Below are 23,866 nucleotides of genomic sequence, written 5' to 3' on the forward strand. Positions count from 1 at the left end.
CCGTTAGGCGTGATCGCGACGTCGGTGATCCAGCGACTCGACGGCCTGGTCCCGCAGCGCCCGCACCCTCGCCAGCGCGCCCGTCGCGGGCAGCCGCCAGTAGCCGGACGCGTCGAGCAGGTCCCGCGGGATCCCGAGTTCCTTTGCCACTGAACGCAGTTCGCGCACAATCGCGGCCTCGCCCGCGATCCACATCCAGCCGTCGCCTGCGGTCGGGGCGAGGCGTCGCACCTCGTCCGCCAGCAGCGTCGCATCCGGGACCCCCGGACGGCGGTGCACCCAGGTGACCCCGGCCAGGTCGGCCTGTTCCTCGGCGGATCCGTCCACGAGGACCACCGCGTGCAGGGCGGCCGGATCGTCATGGGTGTCCACGTAGCGTCCGATCGCCGGCAGCGCGGTCTCGTCGCCCGCCAGCAGCCACCAGTCCGCGCCGACCGGCGGAATCGTCGACACCTTCGGGCCTGCCAGGTGCAGCACATCACCCGGCCGGGCGTCGCGCGCCCAGTTGCCCGCCACGCCGTGGCCGTGCACCACGAAGTCGAGGTCGAGTTCGCCGGTGGCCGGATCGAACCGGCGCACCGTGTATGCCCTGGCGACCGGCGCGGGCTTGCGGGGCCAGTGCAGGTGGCCGTCGTGCTGCTCCGGCAGCACCGGCGCGCTCTCGCCCTCCTCGGGAAGAAAGACCTTCACGTAGTCGTCGGCTCCCTCGGTGCGGAACGCGGTGACCTCGTACTTTCCGGACCGGAACGCCTCGAGCTGCTCGCCGCCGACGGTAATCCGGCGCATCCGTGGGGTTACCTCGGTGGTGCGGATGACCCGCAACTCCCGCAGCACGATCGGCAGGTCGAGCCGCCTGGACGGGGTGGTCACCGGCATGCGCTGGGTCCTTTCGTTGGCCGCAACCCACCTTGGGTAGGGTAGGTAATCCTAACCTGCTGGGGCCGGGGTGGCATCCCCGGGTTGCCCGAGAACGTTGAGGAGTCGTCGGTGGAGTCGAGTGTGCAGCACCCGCGGTCGTCCGTCCGGACCGCGCTGTCGTCCGCGCAGGCAGGCATGTGGTTCGCGCAGCAGCTCGACCCGGCAAACCCCACCTTCGTCACCGGCCAGTGCCTCGAGATCGTCGGGCCGCTCGACCCGGCCGTCCTCGCCAGCGCGGTCGACCGGGTCGTCGCCGAGTCGCCGGAACTGCGCACCCGCATCGACGCGGGCGACGAGATCACCCAGGTGCCCGGCGGATGGACGGTGCCGCCCACCGCCACCGTCACCGTCGCCGGGTGGGACGCCGCACTGACCCACATGCGTGCGCGGCTGCGCGAACCGATGGACCTGACCGCCGCCGCCGGGTTCGGTGCCACCGTCCTGGTGCTCGGCGACGAGCATCACGCCCTGTTCCTGCGCGCCCAGCACACCCTGCTCGACGTCTACGGCTACGGCCTGCTCGGCAGGCGCATCGCCGCCGTGTACAACGCCCTCGACGCCGGAACGCAGCCGCCGCCGCCCCGCTTCGACCCGATCGGGAAGGTCGTCGACGAGGACCGGGCCCGCGCCGGGTCGGACCGGGCCGCGGCCGACCGCGACTTCTGGACCGCGGAACTGCGCGGCGCACCCGACGCGACGACCCCCGCCCTCGCGCCTGCGCCGCCCGCGGCGGCGGTGGCGTCGGTGCTGCGCGCGCGGACCGTCACCGTCGGGGCCGACGTGGCGGACCTGCTCGACGGGATCGGCCGAGGGGTAGGCGGCGGCTGGGCCGACGCCGTCACCGCGACGATCGCGGGCCACCTCGCCAGGGTCACCGGGGAACTCGATGTGACACTGGGCTTTCCGTCGATGAACCGGATGGGCACCGCGGCGGCCAGGGTGCTCACCACGGCCGTCAACGTTGTCCCGCTGCGGGTGCCGGTCGACCCGGCCGCCGGGATCGCGGCGCTCACCGCGGTGGTGCGCGCCGCCGTCGCCAGGACCGCGCCGCACACCCGCTACCGCGGCGAGGACATCCACCGGGACCTGCGGTTGCCCGCCACCGCACCGGGACCGGTCGGGCCGACCGTCAACATCAAGCCGTTCGGCGACTCGCTGCGCTTCACCGGTGCCTCCGCGACGGTGCACTCCCTCGCCCGCGGACCGGTCCGCGACATCGCGTTCGTGGTGCGCAGGCTCGACCGCACCGGGGAACTCGAGATCCAGATCGACGCGGACGCGGCGCGGTACACCGACGCCGACCTCGCGCGGCACGCCGCGGGCCTGACCCGGATGCTGCACGCCGCCGTCGCCGCCGACCCGGCACTTGCCCGGGTGACGCTGCTGGAACCCGATGCGCCGCACGCCGTTCCCCGCGGGTGGTCGGGTGCGGCCGCGCACGACGAGTGCCCCGACGTGCTGTCCCGATTCGACGCGCAGGTCGCGGCCCGACCCGACGCGCCCGCACTTGTCGCGGGCGCCGAGCGGCTGAGCTACCGCGACCTCGCCACCCGGGTCGGCGCCCTCGCCGCCGAGTTGCGCGGCCGCGGCGCCCGGCCGGAGTCGCTGGTCGCGCTCGCCCTGCCCCGCACCGCCGACGCGGTGGTGGCACTGCTCGCGGTGCTGCGGACCGGTGCCGGGTATGTGCCGCTCGACCCGCAGTTCCCCACGGCCCGGCTCGACCACATGCTCGCCGACGCCCGGCCGGCGATCCTGCTGGCGGCCGGTGACGTCACCGACCGGGTCGAGGTCCCCGAGACCACCGCGGTCGGCGTGCTCACCGGAGGCGCCCCGGTGTGGACCGCGGACCGCCCCGGCGGCACGGCCGGGGCCGGCGGACACCCGGCGACCACCGTGTACGTCATCTACACCTCCGGTTCCACGGGAAACCCGAAGGGCGTCGTGCTGGACCGGCGGGCGCTGGCCCGATTCGTACACGCGGCAACCGAACTCACCGGAATCGACACCGCAACACGGCTGCTCGCGGTCACCACGCTGTCCTTCGACATCGCCGTGCTGGAACTGTTCGTCCCGCTGTGCGCGGGCGGCACCGTCGTCCTCGCCGACGACGACACCGCACGCGACCCGGCCGCGCTCGCCGACCTCCTCGCCGCCGAGGCGGTCACCGTCATGCAGGCGACGCCGTCGCTGTGGGGCGCGGTGCTCGACCACCCCGGCGCGGACCTGGCGTCGGTCGCGGTCCTGGTCGGCGGCGAGGCGCTGCCCGCCCCGGTCGCGGCCGGCCTCGCGGCCCGCGCCCGATCGGTGACCAACATGTACGGCCCGACCGAGGCCACCGTGTGGTGCACATCCGCGCCGGTACCGGCGCGCGGCGCGTGGTCCGGGTCCATCGGCGGCCCGCTCCCCGGCACCGAGGTCCGGGTGCTCGACCGGTTCCTGCAGCCCGCCGCGGTGGGGGCGGTCGGCGAACTGTACGTCGCGGGACCGCAACTGGCGCGCGGCTACCGGGGGCGGCCGGACCTGACCGCCGCCCGCTTCGTCGCGGACCCGATGGGCGGCGGACGGCTGTACCGCACCGGCGACCTGGTCCGCTGGAACGCGGACGGGCACCTGGACTACCTCGGCCGCGGCGACGACCAGGTCAAGATCCGTGGGCATCGCATCGAACTCGGCGAGATCGAGACCGTCGCCTCGACCCTCGACGCGGTCGCGGCCGCGGTCGCGCTCGCGCGGCCCGACGCCACCGGTACCGTGCACCTCGTCGGGTACCTCACCGCGGCCGACGGCGCCGTCGTCGACCCGGACGCCGTGCGGGCACACCTGGCCGCCGCGCTGCCCGGCTACATGGTGCCGACGGCGCTGATCGTCCTCGACGAATTCCCGCTGACCCCGAACCTGAAGATCGATCGGAAGGCGCTGCCCGCACCGGATTTCGGTGCCGTCGACACCGGACGCGACCCCGCCACCGGCACCGAGCTGGCCCTGGCGGGCCTGTTCGCCGACCTCCTCGGCCAGGGCAGCCCCGGCGTCGACGCGGACTTCTTCACCCTCGGCGGCACCTCGCTGTCCGCGACCCGCCTGCTCGCCAGGATCGCGGCAACGCTCGGGGCGACCCTGTCGCTGCGGGACGTGTTCGAGGCGCCGACCGTCGCCGGGCTCGCCGCGCTGGTCGACGGCTCCGACGCACCGCTGACCGGACCCGCGGCACTGCCCCGTCCGGCCGTCGCCCCCCGCGCCGAACTGATGCCGCTGTCCGCGGCGCAGCAGCGACTGTGGTTCCTGCACAGCGCGAACGGGCCCTCCGCCACCTACAACGTGCCGTTCGTGCTGCGGCTGCGCGGCCGGGTCGACGAGGACGCGCTGCGCGGGGCGCTCGCGGCACTGATCGCGCGGCACGAGGTGCTGCGCACCGTCGTCGTCGACCGCGACGGCGCCGGTGCCGCCCGGATCCTTCCCGCCGACACCACGATCGACCTCCGGGTGGTCGACCTCGCGGACGCGGACCTGGAGGCGGCGCTGGCCGCGGCGGCGCGGGTGCCGTTCGACCTGTCCCAGCAGATCCCGCTGCGCGCCCACCTGTTGCGCCCCGCCGCCGACCGGGCGGTGCTGCTGCTGGTGCTCCACCACCTCGCGGGCGACGAGTGGTCGGCCGGTCCGCTGCTGTCCGACCTGGCCGCGGCCTACTCGGGCGCCGCGCTCCCGGACGCACCGGATCGCATCCAGTACGCCGACTACGCGGCCTGGCAGCACGGCACCCCGACCCGTGCGGAGTCGCTCGACTTCTGGCGGGCAACGCTGTCCGGGGCACCCGAGGAATCGGCGCTGCCCCGGGACCGGCCCCGGCTGGCCGTCCCGACCCACCGCGGCGACGACGTGTGGTGCCGCGCCGGCGCCGACATCGTCGCGGGCCTGCGCGGGCTCGCCGCGGCAACCGGAACGACGATGTTCATGGCCGCCCACGCCGCCACCGCGGTGCTGCTCGCAAGAGTCGGTGCGGGAGAGGACATCATCCTCGGTGCCCCGGTCGCCGGACGCGGCGTCGCCGGTGTCGAGGACCTCGTCGGACTGTTCGTCGACACCGTCGCGCTGCGCGTCGACCTCGCGGGCGACCCGAGCCTCGCCGACGTCCTGGCCCGGGTGCGGCGCACCGACCTCGACGCCCTCGCCCACCAGGATGCGCAATTCGACGACGTCGTCGACGCGGTGGGCGGCACCCGATCGCTGGCCCGGCACCCGCTGTTCCAGACCCTCGTCCAGCACCGCACCCCGCACCGCGCCCCCGCCTTCGCCGGACTCGAGGTCGAACCGTCCTACCTCTCGACCGGCACCGCCAAGTTCGATCTCACCTTCGAGTTCGTCGAGTACCCGGACCGCCTGGACGTGCGAATCGAGTACGCCCTCGACCTGTTCGACCGGGCCACCGCGGAGGCGCTGGCGCGGCGGCTGCACGCGGTCCTCGCCGCGTTCGCCGCCGACCCCGCGGCGCGGCTGCGCGAGGTGGACGTGCTGCTGCCCGCGGAACGGGACGCGCTCACCCCGACCGCGGCGCCCGGCGGGTCGACGCCGCTGCCCGCACTGCTCGACGCCGCCGACGCCGAGTTCGGCGAGCGGGTGGCCCTCGTCGCCGCCGGGGTCGAGCACGGCTACGCCGCCGTCGCGGCGCGGGCGAACCGGGCCGCACGGGACCTGATCGCCCGCGGCGTCGGCCCCGGCGACATCGTCGCGGTCGCCGCGTCCCGGACCGCGGCGACCGTCGTTGCCCTGCGCGCGGTGCTCGCCGCGGGCGCCGCCTACCTGCCGATCGACCCCACCTACCCGGCGGCCCGGATCGAGCACATGCTCACCGACGCCGCGCCTGCGCTGGTGCTCGTCGACGCGGGCAGCGCCGCGCTGATCGCGGCGCTGGCGGGCGCCGCACCGCTCGTTGCGCTGCCCGACCTCGAGGACGCCGCGGCGGGGCGGGCCGCGGGCGCGCTCGGCGACGATGAGCGGATCCGCCCCGTCACGGGCGCCGACCTCGCCTACGTGGTGTACACGTCCGGATCCACCGGAACCCCGAAGGGGGTGGCGGGAACCGCTGCGGCCCTGTCCAACCGGCTGCGCTGGCAGCGCGACCTGTTCGCGCACGACGGCGCGGACGTGCGGCTGGCGAAGAGCTCGCTGAGCTTCATCGACGGATCCACCGAACTGCTCGCGGGCCTGCTGTCGGGGGCGCGCCTCGTGCTTGCCGACGACGACACCGCTCGGGACGCCGCCGCGCTCGCCGCGCTGATCGCCGAGCACCGCGTGACCGGGGTGACCGCGGTCCCCGGGCTCGCCGCGGTCCTCGCCGAACATGCGGCCGGGCCGACGGGTCTCGGCGTGCGGACCTGGTTCCTCAGCGGGGAACCCCTCGAGGCGCGGGTGGTGGACGCCCTCGCGGGCGACGGCGTGACGATCCACAATTCGTACGGCTCCTCGGAGGTTGCCGGCGACGTGAACGTGTGGGCCGCGACGGGCACCGAGCGGGTGCTGATCGGCGCCGCGATGCCCGGGGTCGACGAGTACCTGCTCGACCCGTACCTGTGCCCGGTCCCGGACGGTGTGGTCGGGGAGCTGTACGTCGGCGGCGTCCAACTCGCCCGCGGCTACCTCGGCAGGCCCGACCTGACCGCGTCCCGCTTCGTCGCGAACCCGTTCGGTGGCGGCGACCGGCTGTTCCGCACCGGTGATCTGGTGCGCCGCACCGCCTCCGGTGCGCTCGCCTTCGTCTCCCGCGCCGACAACCAGGTGAGCCTGCGCGGGTTCCGGATCGAGCCGGGCGAGGTGGAGGCGGCACTGACCTCCCACCCCGCCGTCGACCGGGCGCTGGCGATGGTGCGGCGCGGGGCGACCGGAGCCGACCAGCTCGTCGGGTACGTGACCGGGGACGTCGACCAGGCGGCCCTGCGGAACCACCTGCGGAACCTGCTGCCGGACTACATGATCCCGTCGGTCTTCGTCGTGCTGGAGGTGTTGCCGACGCTGCCCAACGGGAAGGTTGACCGGGACGCGCTGCCCGCACCGAGCCGGTCCGAGCAACGCCGCGAGCCGGCCACGGTGGCCGAGCGGGAGTTCTGCGCCGTGGTCGCGGATCTGCTCGGCCTGCCGTCCGTCGGCCCGGACGAGGACTTCTTCACGCTCGGCGGCAACTCGCTGCTCGCCACCCGACTGTCGGCGTCGCTCCGGTCCCGGCTGGGCCGGGAGGTGAGCATCCGGGAGGTCTTCGACCTGCGCACCCCGGCCCGGCTCGCGGCGCAGACCGGTGCCGCGGCGACCCGGCCCCCGCTGGTGCCGCGCGAGCACGGCGACCTGTCCCCGATGTCCGCCGCGCAGGGCAGGCTGTGGTTCCTGTTCCAGCTCGAGGGGCCCAGCGCCACCTACTCCATCCCGTTCGCGATGCGGCTGCGCGGCGCGGTGGACGTCGAGGCGCTGCGGGGGGCTCTCGGTCATCTGCTCGCCACCCACGAGGGGCTGCGGACCGTCTTCACCGCGGGCGACGGCCACATCGGGTTCCAGCGGGTGCTCGAGGTCGATGACGTCGAGGTGCCGCTCATCGTCGCCGACGTCGCCGCCGCCGACCTCGACGCGCGCCTGGTCGCGGAGACCGGGTATCCGTTCGACATCACCACCGAGCTGCCGCTGCGGGCGGTGCTGCTGCGCACCGCCCCCGACGACGCGCACCTACTGCTGCTGGTGCACCACATCGCAGCCGACGAGTGGTCGGCGCGTCCGCTGATCGCCGACCTCGCCGCCGGGTACTCGCACCTGCGCGGCGCGGACACCGCGCTGCCGCTGCCGCCCCCGGTGCGGTACCGCGATGTCAGCGTGTGGCAACCTGAGGTGCTCGGCGACCCGGATGACCCGGGCTCGCTGGTCGCCGCGCAGCTCGACCACTGGCAGTCGGTGCTCGCCGGGCAACCGGAGGAGCTGACGCTGCCATACGACCGGCCGCGGCCCCCGGTGTCGAGCTACCGCGGCGGCGCGGTCCCGTTCGAGGTGGACCCGGGCACCACGCGCGCCCTGGACGCGGTCGCCGCCGCCGCTGGCGTCACCCGGTTCATGCTCGTGCACACCGCGGTCGCGGTGCTGCTGCGGGGTCTCGGTGCTGGGGACGACGTGGTCGTCGGCTCGCCGGTCGCGGGCCGCACCGATACCGCCGTCGAGCGGGTCGTCGGCTTCTTCGTCAACACCCTGGTGCTGCGCACCGACCTCGGCGGTGACCCGACCGTCACCGACCTGCTGGCCCGGATCCGCGCAACCGACCTGGATGCCTATGCGCACCAGGATGTTCCGTTCGATCAGCTGGTCGAGCGGATGGCGCCCGCCCGGTCCCTCGCCCGGCAGCCGCTGTTCCAGGTGCTGGTCCAGTACCGCGACGAGATCGACCCGATCACGATGGCCGGACTCGACGCGACACCGGTGTTCGTCGAGACCGGCACCGCGAAGTTCGACCTGACCTTCGAGCTCGCCGCCGCGGACGGCGGCGGCCTGCGCGGGCGGGTCGAGTACGCGGGCGACCTGTTCGACCACGCCACCGTCGAGGCGTTCGCGGCGCGGCTGCGTCTGCTGCTGCGCGGGATCGCGGACCGTCCTGGGGCGCGGCTGTCGGCACTCGACCCGCTCACCGGCGCCGACCGCGCCGCGCTCGCCGCAGCGGAATCCGGTCCTGCGGTACCGGTCCCGGACCGGACGCTGCCGGAGCTGTTCACCAGGCAGGTCGCCGACACCCCGGATGCGCTCGCCCTGATCGTCGACGAGACCGGTCAGGAGCTGACCTACGCGCAGCTCGACGCGGCGGTCGCTGCCCTCGCCGGGCAGCTGACCGGCGCGGCGGGCGGCGTCGTCGCGGTCGCGGTGCGGCGCAGCGCCGCCCTGGTGGTCGCGCTGTTGGCGGTCCACCGGGCCGGTGCGGCCTACCTGCCGCTGGATGACAGCTACCCGGCGGAACGGTTGTCCTACATGGTCTCCGACGCGGATCCCGCCCTGGTGCTGCGCGGGCCCGATGCCGCCCCGCTCGACGTCACGGCGCCGGTCCTCGAGATCGACGGGGACGGGCGGGTGCTGCGCGAGGCCCGGACCGGGGGCGGTGCGCGGCGCCCGGTGGTGCACCCCGACGCGGCGGCCTACCTGCTCTACACCTCCGGCTCCACCGGACGACCGAAGGGCGTGCTCGTCTCGCACCGCGCGATCGGCAACCGGCTGGCGTGGATGCAGGCCGAGTACGGGCTGGCCGCGGGGGACCGGGTGCTGCAGAAGACACCCTCCGGATTCGATGTGTCGGTCTGGGAGTTCTTCTGGCCGTTGATCACCGGCGCCACCCTCGTGGTGACCCGGCCGGACGGGCACCGCGACCCGCGCTACCTGCGCGAGGTGATCGACCGCCGCGCGGTCGGCACCGTCCACTTCGTGCCGTCGATGCTGGCGGCGTTCCTCGACGAGCTCGCCGAATCCGGCGGACCGCGGCCGCGTCTGGCGCGGGTGCTGTGCAGCGGTGAGGCGCTCACCGCCGACCACCGGGAGCGGTTCCATGCGCTGGTCGACGCGGAACTGCACAACCTGTACGGGCCGACGGAGGCCGCGGTCGACGTCACCGCCGCCGCACTGGAACCCGCCGGAGCGGGCGCGTGGGTGCCGATCGGGCGGCCGGTGTGGAACACCCGGGTCGTCGTCCTCGATGACCGGCTGCGCCGGGTGCCGCCCGGGGTGGTCGGCGAGTTGTACCTGGGCGGCGTGCAACTGGCGCGCGGGTACCACGACCGGCCCGCGCTGACCGCCGACCGGTTCGTCGCCGACCCCGACGGCACGGCGGGGGAGCGGCTCTACCGCACCGGGGACCTGGTGCGGTGGCGGCCGACGACAACGGCGGGCCGCGAGCCGGCCCTCACGCTCGACTACCTTGGCCGCGCCGACGGGCAGGTCAAGCTTCGTGGCCAGCGCGTCGAACTCGGCGAGATCGAGTCGGTGCTGCTCGGCGACGAGGCGGTCGGGCAGGCGGTGGTCGTTGCCCGGGCCGGGCGCCTGTGCGCCTACGTCGTGCCCGCCGCCGGTCGCGCGGTTGCGGCGCCGGACCTGCTGGCCACCGCCGCGATCTCGTTGCCGGAACACATGATCCCGACCTCCGTGACGGTCCTCGACGCGCTGCCGCTGACCGCGAACGGCAAGCTGGACCGGGCCGCGCTCCCGGACCCGGCGCTGCCCGACACCGCGCAGCGGCGCGCCCCGGACGGCCCGGCGGAACAGGCGCTGTGTGCACTGTTCGCGGAGGCGCTGCGGCTGGACGAGGTCGGCGCCGACGACGACTTCTTTCTCCTCGGCGGGGACAGCATCATCTCGATCCAGGTGGTCAACGCGGCGGCCCGGCGCGGCATCAGCTTCGGGCCGCGGGAGATCTTCCAGTGGCGGACCCCGGCGGCGCTGGCCAGGGTCGCCGAGTTCGCGTCCGGCGCTGCGGGCGCCGACACCGGGCCCCGCGACGCCGCGGAGACCGGACCGCTGCCGGTCACCGCGCTGGTGCACCGGGCACGGGAGGCGGGCGTCGGCCCGGCCGGGATCGGGGCGGTCCTGACGATCGCGACCCCGGCGGGCGCGGGCCACGCGGAGGTGCTGGCGGCGCTCGGTGCGCTGATCGACCTGCACGACGCGCTGAGGCTGCGACTGACCCGGGTGGCGTCGGTGCTGTGGTCACTCGAGATCGGGCAGCCCCCGCACCCGGCGGAGGTGCTTCCGGACGGGGACCCGGCGCACCCCGGCCCGGACGCCCTGGTGGCGGGTCTCGACCCGGAGGCGGGCCGGATGCTGGCCGCCGCGTGGCGGGATGCGGGCGCCGACGGCGGCGAACTGCGGCTCGCGGTGCACCCGTTCGCGGCGGACGGCCGGTCGCTGGCGGTCCTGCGCGACGACCTGCAGCGCCTGCTGCACGGCGAACCCGTCTCCCGGCCCGCCGCGACCGCGCATGGGCTCGCCCATCGGGTCAACGCGCGGGCCCAGGATCCCGCGCTGATGGCCGAACTCGCGCACTGGTCGCAGGTGCTCGCCCCCGGCGGTGCGCTGCGGCTCGGCGTGCCCGCGGTCCCGGTGCCCGGCCCGCGCGGCGAGGTCGTCGTCGCGGCGGACGCGCCGGACGTGCCCGCCGCGGACCGGGAAGCGCTGGCGTTGACCGCGCTCGCCGCCGCGGTCGCGGAGTGGCGGGGCGCGGCGGGGGAGCTGACCGTGGAGCTGCGGCGGGATGCGCCCGCCTCCGGCGAGCCGGACCCCGACGGCACCGGCACGGTCGGGCCGTTCGAGGTCGGCGTTCCGGTCCGGCTTCCCGATCCGACCGGGCCGTCGGTGCTGGCCGCGCTGGACGCGGCGCCGTCCGCCGCGGGCTACGGCATGCTCCGGTACCTGAATGCGCAGACGGCGCCGGTGTTCGCGGCATTGGCGCGCCCGGAGGTGAGCCTGCGGGTGGGGGACGCTCGCCTGCCCGGGCAGGCGGCCGTCGACCCGCGCCAGCTGGACGTCACGGTGGCCTTCGCCGCGGATGGTTCCGGGGTGACCGTCCGGCTCGACCACGACACCACCACGGTGTCGGAGGCGGACGCACGGGTGATCGCAAAGTCCGCTGCCGCGCGGATCGGGACGATCGGGACGATCGGGACGATCGGGACGCCGGGGAGGGCGGGATTGAGTACCGTGTCGTAGTTTGGTTAGGCTAACCAGAACTTCTGGTGGGTGGTCCGTGCCCGGCGCGGCGGAGATGGTGGAGAGAAATACAGTGCAGTCGGCGTTTCCGGTGACCGCGGCCCAGCGCAGCATCTACTTCGGCCACCAGCTGGACCCCGTCGGGCACCTCTACAACACCGGCATCTACACCGAGACGCTCGGCGACGTCGACGTCGACCGGGTGGTCGCCGCGTGCCGGTCCGTCCTCGATCAGGCCGAGACGCTGCACGTGAACTTCGACGTGGACGGCGACGGCGCGCTGGTGCAGATCCCCCGCCCCGGCCGGGACTGGGACCTTCCGGTGCTCGACTTCCGCGGCGAGGACGACCCCGAGGCCGCGTCGCTGGAGTGGATGCGCGAGGCGATGCGGACCCGCGTCGACCTGGCGACCGACCTGCTGTTCGCCTTCGCCGTGCACCTGGTCGGCGACGAGACGATGCGGCTGTACCAGCAGTACCACCACATCGTCAACGACGGGTACGGTATCTCGCTGGCGCTCAGCAGAATTCAACGCGCCTACGTGGAGGGCTCCGCGCCGGACCTGGCCGCCGAATGGTCCCTCGCCCGGTTCGTCGAGACCGACCTCGCGTACACCTCCGGCACCCAGATCGGGGCCGACCGCGACCACTGGCTCACCGAACTCGCGGACCTGCCCGCCGTGCCCCGGCTGATCGACGCCGACCACCCGCCCGCGCCGGGCGTCACCCACACCACCGTCACCCTCGACGTCGATCGACGTCGCAGGCTGGAGTCGCATGCCAGGGCACACGGGCTGCGGCTGCCGGTGCTGATGATCGGACTGCTCGGCGGCTACGTCGCCCGCGCCACCGACACCACCGACGTGGTCCTGTCGCTGCCCACCACCGCCCGCGGCACCAGGGAACTGCGCGCCGTGCCCGGCATGGTCGCCAGCGTCCTGCCGCTGCGGTTCGGGGTGCCCGCCGCCGCCCGCATCGCGGACGTCGCCGCCACCGTGGACCGGAAGATGTGGTCGCTGCTCAAACACGGCCGATTCCGCGGCGAGGCGATCGGTCAGGCCCTCGCCGCCCGCAACCCGGACTGGCGCCCGCCGAGCATCGGCATCAACATCATGCCCGCATCCACCTCCCGATTCCTGATCGGCCGCGAATCGCAGGCGCACATGCTCGCGTCCGGCCCGGTCGGGGAACTTGAGTTCATCGTGCTGCTGCACAAGGCGGGCGATCCGATCGAGATCGGCCTGCGCAGCCACCCGGACAACGCCGACCGCTGCGCCGAGATCGCCCACGCCCTCACCGATTTCGTCGACGCGTTCCTCGACGGTGTCGACGAACCGGTGGGTGCGCTGCCCGCGGGCGGACCGGTCTCGACCGCGCCGCACGACGAGGACGGCGCCGGACCGCTCGCGCTGCCCGCCGCGCTCGCCCGGCGCCGCGACGCGCAGCTCCCCGTCGACGCGACCCTGCGCAGCAGGCGCATCCCGCTCACCGAGCCACTCGCCCGAGCGGAGCTGGTCGCCGCGGCCGCGGCCGTCCTCGCCCGGCACCCCGCGCTCCGGGCGACGCTCACCGCGCCAGCCCCGATCCTCTGGCTGCTCGCCGTTCCCGACACGGTGGACGCCGAATCCCATGTGCACGACTGCGATCGGGACCCCGGAGTCCCTGTCGCGGACCTCGCGGCGCTCCCCGGGGTCGCCCCGGACCCGGCGACCGGTCACGTGCTGAGCATCGTCCGGGTGACCGGGGGCGGCGGCGAAGTGGTGCTGCTCGCGCCCGCTGGGCTGGTCGACGAGCGGTCCTGGAGCATCGTCACCGAGGACATCCGGACCGCGCTGCGTTGCCTGCGCCGCGGTCGCGCCGTGACGCTGCCCGCCGTCCCGGTGTCGCTGAAGACCCACGTCCACCGGTTCACCGCGGAGGCGGCGCAACCGGCCCGGCTCGCCGAACTGGTGAACTGGATGTCGGTGCTCGGTCCGGGCGGCGAACTGGTGCCGCCCGGGACGGCGGGCGAGCAGGCGTCCGCCGCGGTGACGATCGGGGCCGACGCGTTCGCCGCGGCAACGACCGCGGTGCCCGCCCTGGTGAAGGGGGACCCCGCCGACGTGTGGGCGGCGGCGACCGCGCTTGCCGTCGCCCGCTGGGTCGAACGGCCCACGAGCGCAGGCGAACTGGTGGTCGACCTGTGGCGGGACGGGCGTGATCTTCCCGACACCGGCCGCACCGTCGGCCCGCTGGACTGGACCGCGCCCGCCCGGCTGGTGCTTGCCGCCGACCCGCTCGACGCGCTGCGCTCCGCGAAGGAACGGATCCGTGCCGCTGGCTCCGCCGGGTGGCCGATGCTGCGGTACGCGAACGTGCAGGCGGGCCCCGCGCTCGCCGCCCTCCCCGCACCGCAGGTGTCGATCCGCACCGGAGGCGACCGGATCGGGACCCACGTCCTCGACGTGTGCATCCGACCCGACGCGGCGGGCGGCGCGCAGGTGCACTTCGCATCCGATCATGGGCTCGGCGGCGACGCCCTCGATCGGATCGCGTTGCTGTGGCGGGAGGCGGTGACCGACCTCGTCGCGCTCACCGGCACCGCGGCGCGCGGACTGACCCCGTCCGACCTGGCCCACATCGACCTCGGACAGCACGACATCGACCGCATCGTGGCGGTCGCCCCCGTTGTCGTCGAGGACATCTGGCCGCTGTCCCCGCTCCAGCGTGGCCTGTTCTTCCAGTCCGTGTTCGATTCGGGCCGGGACATCTACACCGCGCAGTTCTCCCTCGACTTCGGGCACCGGATCGACATCGCGCGGCTGCGGGCCGCGGCCGCCGCACTGCTGGAGCAGAATCCCACCCTGCGGGCCGGCTTCACCAACGACGGCCTCGCCGACCCGGTCCAGTTCATCGGCACCGGTCTCGAGGTGCCGTTCACCGAGGTCGACCTGTCCGAGCTGCCGCGGCAGATGCAGGCGGGGCGGGCCGCGGAGCTGATGGCCGCCGACCGGGCACGACCGTTCGACCTGACCTCGCCGCCGCTGTGGCGGATGCTGCTGATCCACCTCGAGGACGGCGTCGACCGCCTCGTCGTGAACCGCGAGTTCATCCTGTGGGACGGCTGGTCCGGTGCCCTGTTCGTGGACCAGCTGCTTGCCCGGTACGCGGGGGAGGCGGTCGCCGCGCCGGAGGCCGGGTTCACCGACTACCTCGCCTGGCTGGCTGACCGCGACCCCGACGCTGCGGCGGCGGCCTGGCGGGACATGTTCGCCGGGTTCGACACCCCGACCCTCATCGCCGGCTCCGTCGCAGGCCGCGCCCCGGTCCAGCCGACCCGGATCGAATCCTGGGTGGACGCCGAGCTCACCGCCGCCCTGCGGGAACGCGCCCGCACGGCGGGGGTGACCCTGAACGCGCTGATGAACGCGGTGATGGGCCTGCTGCTCGCCGCCGAGTCCGGCGGCACGGACGTCGTATTCGGGTCCACCGTCGCGGGCAGGCCCACCGAGATCGTCGGCCTGGACCGGGTTCTCGGCATGTTCCTCAACACCGTCCCGGTCCGGGTCACCCTCGACCCGACGGAACGGCTGGGCGGACTGCTGCACCGCATGCAGGACGAGTACGCAACACGGATGGACCACGAGTACCTCGGGCTCGGCGAGATCCAGCGCGCCACCGGGCACGGCGAGCTGTTCGACACGCTGTTCGTGCTGCAGAACTTCAAGAACGCCACCGAGATGGCCGCGCAGTCCGCCAAGCACGACATCATCGCCGAGGACAGCCTCGACCACACCCACTATCCGCTCGCCGTCGTCGTGTCCCCCGGGGAGCGGCTGCACGTCAAGATCGACTACCGGCCCGACGTGGTCGACCCGGCCCGCGCACACGGCCTGCACGACCGGTTCGTCGACCTGCTCGGCATCGTCGCCCGCGACGCGGACCGGGTCGTTGGGTCGATCCCCGCACTCAACGTCGCCGAACTCGCCGCGGCGGATGCGCGGTGGCGTCAGCCCCTTCCCGCCGTCCCGGACACCACGATCGCCGAGATGCTGATCGCGACGGCAGCCCGGATACCGGACGAGGTCGCGCTGGTGTTCGGGGAGCAGCGGGTCACCTACGGACAGGTGGCCCGCCGCGTCGAGGGCCTGGCCCGACACCTGATCGGCCGCGGCGCCGGGCCGGAGACCGTGGTCGCGCTTGCGCTGCCGCGGACGGTGGAGATGGTGGTCGCGTTGTTCGCGGTGCTGCGCACCGGTGCCGCGTACCTTCCCCTCGAACTGGACCAGCCCGACGAGCGGCTCGCGGTGGTCCTCGGGGACGCCCGACCCGCACTCGCCGTCACCACCTCGGCGGTCGCGGCCCGGCTGAAACTGGACGCGGACAGCGCAATCCGGATCGACGAGAACCACGAATGGGACGACCGCCCGCTCGGCGCCGCCGACCTCGGTGCGTTCGCGCCGGGCCGCCCGCACCGGCTCGACCATCCCGCGTACGTCATCTACACCTCCGGGTCGACCGGGAAGCCGAAGGGCGTCGTCACCCCGTACCGCGGCCTGACCAACATGCAGCGCAACCACCAGCAGGAGATCTTCGATCCGGTCGTCGCCGCGGCAGGGGGACGACGGATGCGGGTGGCGCACACCGTGTCCTTCGCGTTCGACATGTCCTGGGAGGAACTGCTCTGGCTGGTCGAGGGCCATGAGGTGCACATCTGCGACGAGGACCTGCGCCGCGACGCGCACGCCCTCGTCGGGTACTGCGACCGGGAGCGGATCGACGTCGTGAACGTGACGCCGACCTACGCCGCCGCGCTGTTCGCCGATGGGCTCCTCGACGAGGGCGTCCGGGCCGACGGGACCGCCGCGCACCGGCCGCCGCTGGTGCTGCTCGGCGGTGAGGCGGTGCCCGATTCGGTGTGGAACCGGTTGCGCGACACCGACGGAACCCTCGGCTACAACCTGTACGGGCCGACCGAATACACGATCAACACTCTGGGGGCGGGCACCGCGGACAGCGACACCCCCACGGTCGGGGTGCCGATCCGCGCCACCCGCGGACACATCCTCGACCGGTGGCTGCGTCCCGTCGTGGACGGGGTCGCCGGTGAGCTGTACATCGCCGGCGCGGGCCTGGCCCGCGGCTACCTCGGCCGCGTCGACATCACCGCAGATCGGTTCGTCGCGAACCCGTTCGAGCCGGGCGCCCGCATGTACCGCACCGGCGACATCGTGCGGCGCCGCGTGAACGGCATGATCGACTACCTCGGCCGCATCGACGACCAGGTCAAGATCCGCGGCTACCGCGTCGAACTCGGCGAGGTCGAGTCCGCCCTCGCTGGTGTCGACGGGGTTGCCCAGTGCGCGGTCCTCGCGCTGCCCGGTCCCGGCGGGCTCGCCCGCCTCGTCGCCTACGTGGTGCCCTCCGGGCCCGTGAGTACTTCTGGTCCCCAGGAGGGCCGAAAGTACTCACAGGCGCTGCGGGCCCTGCTGCCGGACTTCATGGTCCCCAGCGTGTTCGTGGAGATCGACACGATCCCGATGACCGTCAACGGCAAGCTGGACGCGAAGGCGCTCCCCGTTCCGGAGGTGCGGGCCACCGCGGACGGCCGGGCGCCGGACACCGAGGCCGAGCGGGTGCTGTGCGCCCTGTTCGCCGAACTGCTCGACCTGGAGACGGTCGGCGCCGACGACGACTTCTTCGACCTCGGCGGACACTCGATGATCGCGATGCGGGTGGTCAGCCGGGTCCGCGCCGCGTTCGACGTGCAGCTGACGATCCGGGACCTGTTCGACGCCCGCACCCCGGCGCAGATCGCGCGGCTGCTGCCGACCGCGGCAACCGCGCTGCCCGCGATCACGGCAGGCAACCGGCCCGACCGGATCCCGCTGTCCGCGGCCCAGGAACGGCTGTGGCTGCTCGCCGAACTGTCGGGCGGAGCGACGGGGCCCGCCCCGGAGAGCCTCGGCTACCACTACGCGCACGTCGCCCGGCTCGACGGACCCGTCGACGCCGACGCACTCGCCGCGGCGGTGCGGGACCTGACCGCGCGGCACGAGACCCTGCGCACCGTCATCGAGGTCACCGACGGCGAACCGCACCAGGTGATCCTGCCCGCGGGAGGGGAGCTCGAGGTCGTCGACGCCGCGTCCGACACCGTCGACGCGCTCGCCTTCGCCCGGCTGACCGCGAACTTCGACCTGCGCACCGATGTGCCCCTCCGGGTCACCCTGCTGCGGGAGGGACCGGAGCGCGCCGTGCTCGTCGTGGTGCTACACCACATCGCCACCGACGAGTGGTCCGACGCCCCGCTGCTCGGCGACCTCACCCGCGGCTACCTGGCCCGCGCCGCAGGCGAGGCACCGGACTGGTCGCCGCTGCCGGTGCAGTACGCCGACTACGCGCTGTGGCAGCGGGACGTCCTTGGCGAGAACGGGATCGAGGGCCAGCTCGACTTCTGGCGGCAGACCCTCGCCGGCCTGCCCGAGGAGATCACGCTGCCCACCAGCCGCCCGAGGCCCGCGCAGCCGACCGGGCGGGCGGGCAACGCCAGCACCGTCCTCGCGCCGGAGGTGACGCGCCGGCTGCGGGAGGTCGCCGAATCCCGCGGCGGCACCATGTTCATGGCGCTGCACGCCTTGACCGCCGCGGTGCTGTCCCGGCTCGGCGCGGGCGACGACGTCGTGGTCGGCAGCCCGGTGTCCGGGCGGGCCGACACCGCACTCGACGACCTCGTCGGCTTCTTCGTCGGCACCGTCGTGCTGCGCACCGACCTGTCCGGTGATCCGAGCTTCGACGCCCTGCTCGACCGCGTGCGGGAGGCCGACCTGGCGGCGATGTCGCACCAGGACGTGCCGTTCCAGCGGCTCGTCGAGGAGTTCGCGCCGGCCCGCGTTGAGGGCCGCAACCCGCTGTTCCAGGTGATGGTCGGCTACCTGCAGCGCCCCGCGGTGCTGCCGGACCTGCTCGGTGTGCCGACGACCTGGCAGCCGCTGACGAACGTCCGGGCGAAATTCGACCTGAACGTCACCTTCGTCGAGGCGCCCGACACCGGCGAGATCACCGTCTCCGCCGAGTACGCCGCGGACCTGTTCGACCCCGCCGCCGCGCAGACCATCCTGGCCGCGCTGGTCGCGGCCGCCGCCGACGCGGCCGCCGACCCGGCGATCCGGCTCGCGGACCTGACGCTGCACGACCCGGACGACCGTCGGCGGCAACGGGCGATCGGTGTCGGCGCGACCGCGGTGTACCCCGACCTGACCGTCGCCGACCTGCTCGCCGGGCAGGCCGCGCGCACCCCCGACGCGCTCGCGCTGACCTCCCGCGCCGATACCCTCACCTACGCGGACCTCGAGCTGCGCTCGAACCGGCTGGCGCGCTTGCTGATCGCCGACGGCGCCCGGCCCGGCGACCTGGTCGCCGTCGCGGTGCCCCGATCGGTCGACCAGGTCGTCGCGATCCACGCGGTCGTGAAGTCCGGTGCCGCCTACCTGCCGATCGACACCGGGCTGCCCGCCGCCCGCATCGAGTACCTGCTCGACGACGCGGCACCGGTCCGGGTGCTGACCACCGCGGCGACGGTGCTGCCCGATGCCGCGGCCCGCACCGACCTCGACGATCCCGCGGTACTGGGACGGCTCGCCGACCTGCCGGGCGCCCCCGTCACCGACCGCGACCGGCGCGGACGCCTGACCCCCGGCCATCCGGTCTACGTCATCCACACCTCCGGCTCGACCGGCAACCCGAAGGGCGTCGTCGTCGCGCACCGCGCGGTGGTGAACCGGCTGCACTGGGTGCAGGACCGGCTTCCGCTCACCGCCGCCGACCGGGTGGTGCTCAAGACGCCCGCGACGTTCGACGTGTCGGTGTGGGAACTGTTCTGGCCCAGCGTGAACGGTGCCGTGACCGTCGTCGCCGGTCCGGACGACCACCGCGACCCGGCCGCGCTGGTGCGGCTGCTGCGCGAGCAGGCGGTCACCGTCGCGCACTTCGTCCCGTCGATGCTCGATGAGGCGTTGACGCTGCCGGTGTTGGATGAGGCGCTGACGCTGCCGGTGTTGGACCTGCCCGCGCTTCGGCGCGTCGTGTGTTCCGGTGAGGCCCTGCAGTACCGCACCGTGCAACGGTTCGCTGCGGCGCTGCCCGGCGCGGGGATCGACAACCTGTACGGCCCGACCGAGGCGGCGGTCGAGGTCACCCTCGCCGCGGACCTGTCCGCGCGGACCGGCGCCGACGGCGCCTGCGAGATCGGCGGGCCCGGCGCGAACGTGTCCCTGTACGTACTGGATTCGCGGCTCCGGCCGGTCCCGTCGGGGGTGGCGGGGGAGCTGTACCTCGGCGGCGTCCAGGTGGCCCTCGGCTACCTCGGCCGCCCCGCGCTGACCGCGGAACGCTTCGTCGCGGACCCGTACGGGGAGCCGGGCGCCCGCCTGTACCGCACCGGTGACCTGGTGCGCTGGACCCCGTCCGGTGAGCTCGGCTACCTGGGCCGGATCGACGACCAGGTCAAGATCCGCGGCATGCGGATCGAACTCGGCGAGGTGGAGGCCGCGCTCGAGTCGCTGCCCGCGGTGCTCCGCGCGGTGGCGGCCGTCGCCCCCAACGCGAGTGGGGACCCGGTCCTCGTCGGGTACGTGCTTCCCGCCGCGGGAACGGCCGTCGACCCGGCCGCGGTGCGCGGCGACCTCGTCGGGACCGTCCCCGATCACCTGATCCCCGCGCTGATCACGGTCATCGACACCGTCCCCGTCGGCTTCACCGGCAAGCTGGACCGGAAGGCGTTGCCCCGGCCGGTCTTCGACACCGCCGCCGCGTCGCGGGCACCGCGCACCGAGTTCGAGGGACGGGTGTGCGGGGTCTTCGCCGCCGCCCTCGGAGTGGACACGGTCGGCATCGACGACGACTTCTTCGCGCTCGGCGGCCACTCACTGACCGCGATCCGCCTCGTCAACGCACTGCGCAGCGAGCTGGGGGTGGAGCTGCCGGTGCGGGCCGTGTTCGAGGCGCCGACCGTCGCCCGGCTCGCGCCGCTCGCGCAGCGGTCCGGCCGCGGGGCACGTCCGGCGCTGGCGGCGGGGGAGCGGCCCGACCCGCTGCCGCTGTCGTTCGCGCAGCAGCGGATGTGGATCCTGGACCGGCTCGGTGCGGGTGGCGCTGCCGGCGCATACAACGTGCCGATCTCGTGGCGGGTGGCAGGCGCGGTGGACGTCGTCGCGCTCGCGGAGGCGGTGCGGGACCTGATGATCCGGCACGAACCGCTGCGCACCGTGTTCGCCGAGGCGGACGGGCGGCCGCGCCAGGTGATCCTGCCCGCGGAGGACATCGAGGTGGACCTCGAGCGGTGCACTGTGCGCGCCGAGGACGTCGCGGCCGCCGCGGCTGCTGCCGCGGCGCACCGGTTCGACCTGGAACATCGGGCGCCGCTGCGCGTCACCGTGATCGAGACCGGCGACGCCACCGTCGTGGTGCTGGTGATCCACCACATCGCGACCGACGAGTGGTCCACCAGGGCGCTGCTCACCGACCTGATGACCGCATACGCCCAGCGGCAGCAGGGCCGGGCCCCGCAGTGGTCGCCGCTGCCGGTGCAGTACGCCGACTACACGCTGTGGCAGCGCGAGATGCTCGGCGACGGCGCCGAACCGGGGAGTGTCGCGGCGCGGCAGGCCGCCTACTGGCGGGCCGCGCTCGCCGGCCTGCCCGAGGAGTTGCCGCTGCCCACCGACCGTGTCCGGCCCGCCCGCGTCAGCCATCGCGGTGGTGCGGTATATCTCGCGCTCGACGCGGACGTCGTCGCCGGGCTGCGGGAGGTCGCCCGCGCGCAGGGGGTGAGCATGTTCATGCTCGTCCAGGCCGCCGTCGCGGTGCTGTTGCACAAATCGGGTGCCGGCGTGGACATTCCGCTGGGCACGCCGGTGTCGGGGCGCACCGACAGCGGGCTCGAGGACCTGGTCGGGTTCTTCCTCAACACAATGGTGCTGCGCGCCGACCTGTCCGGTGACCCGACCGTCGCCGAACTGCTCGGCCGGATCCGGGACACCGACCTGGCGGCGTTCGAGAACCAGGATCTGCCGTTCGAACAGGTCGTCGACGCGGTTCTCGGTGCCGGCGCCCGCTCCCGGTCGGTGCACCCGCTGTTCCAGACGATGATTGTGTACCTCACCGAGCCGCAGCCGGGCGAGGGATTCGGCGGCCTCGTCCCCGAACCGATCGAGGTCACCACCGCGAAGTTCGACCTGTCCTTCGACTTCGTCGAGTACGCGGGCACCGACACCGTCGTCGGGATGGTCGAGTACAGCGCGGATCTGTTCGATCGCCGCACCGCCGAGCGTCTCGCCGCCGGACTCGAACAGGTGCTGCGGGAGTTCGCCCACCGCCCCGGCGAGTATCGGCTGGCGCAGATCGACGCGATCCCTGCCGCGGATCGGGTGGCGATGACCCGGCAGTGGAACACGAACCCGATCGACGCGCTCGCCACGACGGTGCCCGCGCTGTTCGGGGACGCCGCGCAGCGCTACCGAGCCGAACCTGCGCTGCTCGCCAGCGACGAGGAATGGACCTTCGGGGACCTCGCGGATCGCGTCAACCGGCTCGCCCGGCTGCTGATCGCGGGCGGTGTCGGTCCGGAAGTGCCGGTGGCGCTGATGCTTCCGCGCACCGCGGACGCGGTGACGGCGATGCTGGCCGTGCTCACGGCGGGCGGCGCCTACCTGGCGTGCGATCCGCAGGCCCCGGCGGCGCGGACCGCGACGATCCTCGCCACCACCGCACCGGCGATGGTGCTGACCACCGCGGCGCTGGCCGAGCGGCTGCCGGACACCACCGCGACGGTGCTCGCCCTCGACGATCCCGGCGTCGCCGCCCGGATCGCCGACCGGGATCCGGCGCCGGTCAGCGACCGGGACCGGCTCGCGCCGCTGCGCCCCGAGCATCCCGCGTACATCGTCCACACCTCCGGGTCGACCGGGACACCGAAGGCCGTCGTCGCGGTGCACCGCGGGCTGGTCACCCTGTTCCACAGTCACCGCACCGACCTGTACCGGCCGACGCAGCGCCGGTCCCGGCGGCAACGCCTCAGCGTCGGTCACGCCTGGTCGTTCGCGTTCGACGCGTCGTGGCAGCCGCAGCTGTGGCTGCTCGACGGGCACGCGCTGTGCCTGGTCGACGAGCAGACACAGCGCGACCCACGGAAGATGGTGGCGCAGGCCGCTGCCCAGGGCTGGGACTTCGTCGAGGTGACCCCGTCGCACCTGGCGCAGCTGCTCGACGCGGGCCTGCTCGACGGCGACCGGGCGCCGTCGTCCCTCGGCTTCGGCGGGGAGGCGGTGTCCCAGCAGCTGTGGGAGCGGCTCCGCGCGGTCGACGGAACGGAGTCGTACAACCTGTACGGCCCCAGCGAGAGCACCGTCGATGCGCTGGTGGCCCGGGCGTCGGATGCCGGTGTTCCGGTCGCGGGCAGGCCCGTTGGCAACACCCGCGCCCACATCCTGGATGCGACGCTGCGGCCCGTCCCGGTCGGCGTTGACGGGGAGCTGTACCTCGCCGGGGACGGCCTCGCCCGCGGCTATGGCGGCGAATCCGGCCGTACCGCCGAATGTTTCGTCGCCGACCCGTTCGGGGCCCGCGGAGCCAGGATGTACCGGACCGGCGACCGGGCGCGGTGGACCGCCGACGGCCACATCCAGTACCGGGGCCGCGGCGACGACCAGGTCAAGATTCGTGGGCATCGCATCGAGCCCGCCGAGGTGGAGGCCGCGCTGCTCGCCGACCCCGCGGTCGCCGAGGCCGTGGTGCAGGCGCGGACCGACACCGGATCCGCGGTGCTCGTCGGCTATGTGGTCGCCGCCGAAGGCGGAGACATCGAGGCGGCCGCGGTGCGGCGCAGGCTGGCCGCGATCCTCCCGGACTACCTGGTGCCGACCTCGATCGTCGTGCTGCCCGCGTTGCCCACCCTGCCGAACGGCAAACTCGACCGGTCCGCGTTGCCGCGTCCGGAGCTCCGGGCGGCCGGTGCCCAGCACGCGCCGCGCACCGCGACCGAGCGGGTGCTCTGCACCGTCGTTGCCGCGCAACTCGGCGCCGACCGGGTCGGCATCGACGACGACCTGTTCGCGCTCGGCGTCGACAGCATCGGGGTGATGGAGTTGCTGAGCCGGCTGCGGGCCGCCGGAATCGAGGCCGACGCCGCCCAGGTCTTTGCGGCCCCCTCGATCGAGGATCTCGCTGCCGACCTGGACCGGACCGGAATTCACCGATGAACCACCGCACCA

General features: G+C 74.2%; 3 protein-coding genes. 2 read left to right on the forward strand and 1 reads right to left on the reverse strand.

Translation table 11 applies throughout. The annotated features are described in order from the left end of the window. Positions 1 to 3: 3 nt before the first annotated feature. Complete coding sequence (locus tag ACFWPA_RS03930) at positions 4 to 876, reverse strand: siderophore-interacting protein (RefSeq protein WP_378505740.1); 873 nt, start codon at positions 874 to 876, stop codon at positions 4 to 6. Between the two features lie 84 nt (positions 877 to 960). Here ACFWPA_RS03930 and ACFWPA_RS03935 point away from each other — a divergent pair, with 84 nt between their 5' ends. Both ACFWPA_RS03935 and ACFWPA_RS03940 read left to right on the forward strand, forming a co-directional pair. Then, positions 961 to 11,619 (forward strand): amino acid adenylation domain-containing protein, encoded by a 10,659-nt coding sequence (locus ACFWPA_RS03935; RefSeq protein WP_378569673.1) that lies wholly within the window; start codon positions 961 to 963, stop codon positions 11,617 to 11,619. A gap of 91 nt (positions 11,620 to 11,710) precedes the next feature. Then, entirely contained in the window at positions 11,711 to 23,854 is a 12,144-nt protein-coding gene (locus ACFWPA_RS03940) for an amino acid adenylation domain-containing protein (protein WP_378569674.1), read from the forward strand. The last annotated feature ends 12 nt before the right edge of the window (positions 23,855 to 23,866 follow it).

The sequence above is a fragment of the Rhodococcus sp. NPDC058505 genome, assembly GCF_042720095.1.
Taxonomy (GTDB): Bacteria; Actinomycetota; Actinomycetes; order Mycobacteriales; family Mycobacteriaceae; genus Rhodococcus_G.

Bases quoted from the DNA above. Each gene is read 5' to 3' on its own strand.
- ACFWPA_RS03930 (WP_378505740.1), bottom strand. From the start codon at position 876: ATGCCGGTGACCACCCCGTCCAGGCGGCTCGACCTGCCGATCGTGCTG.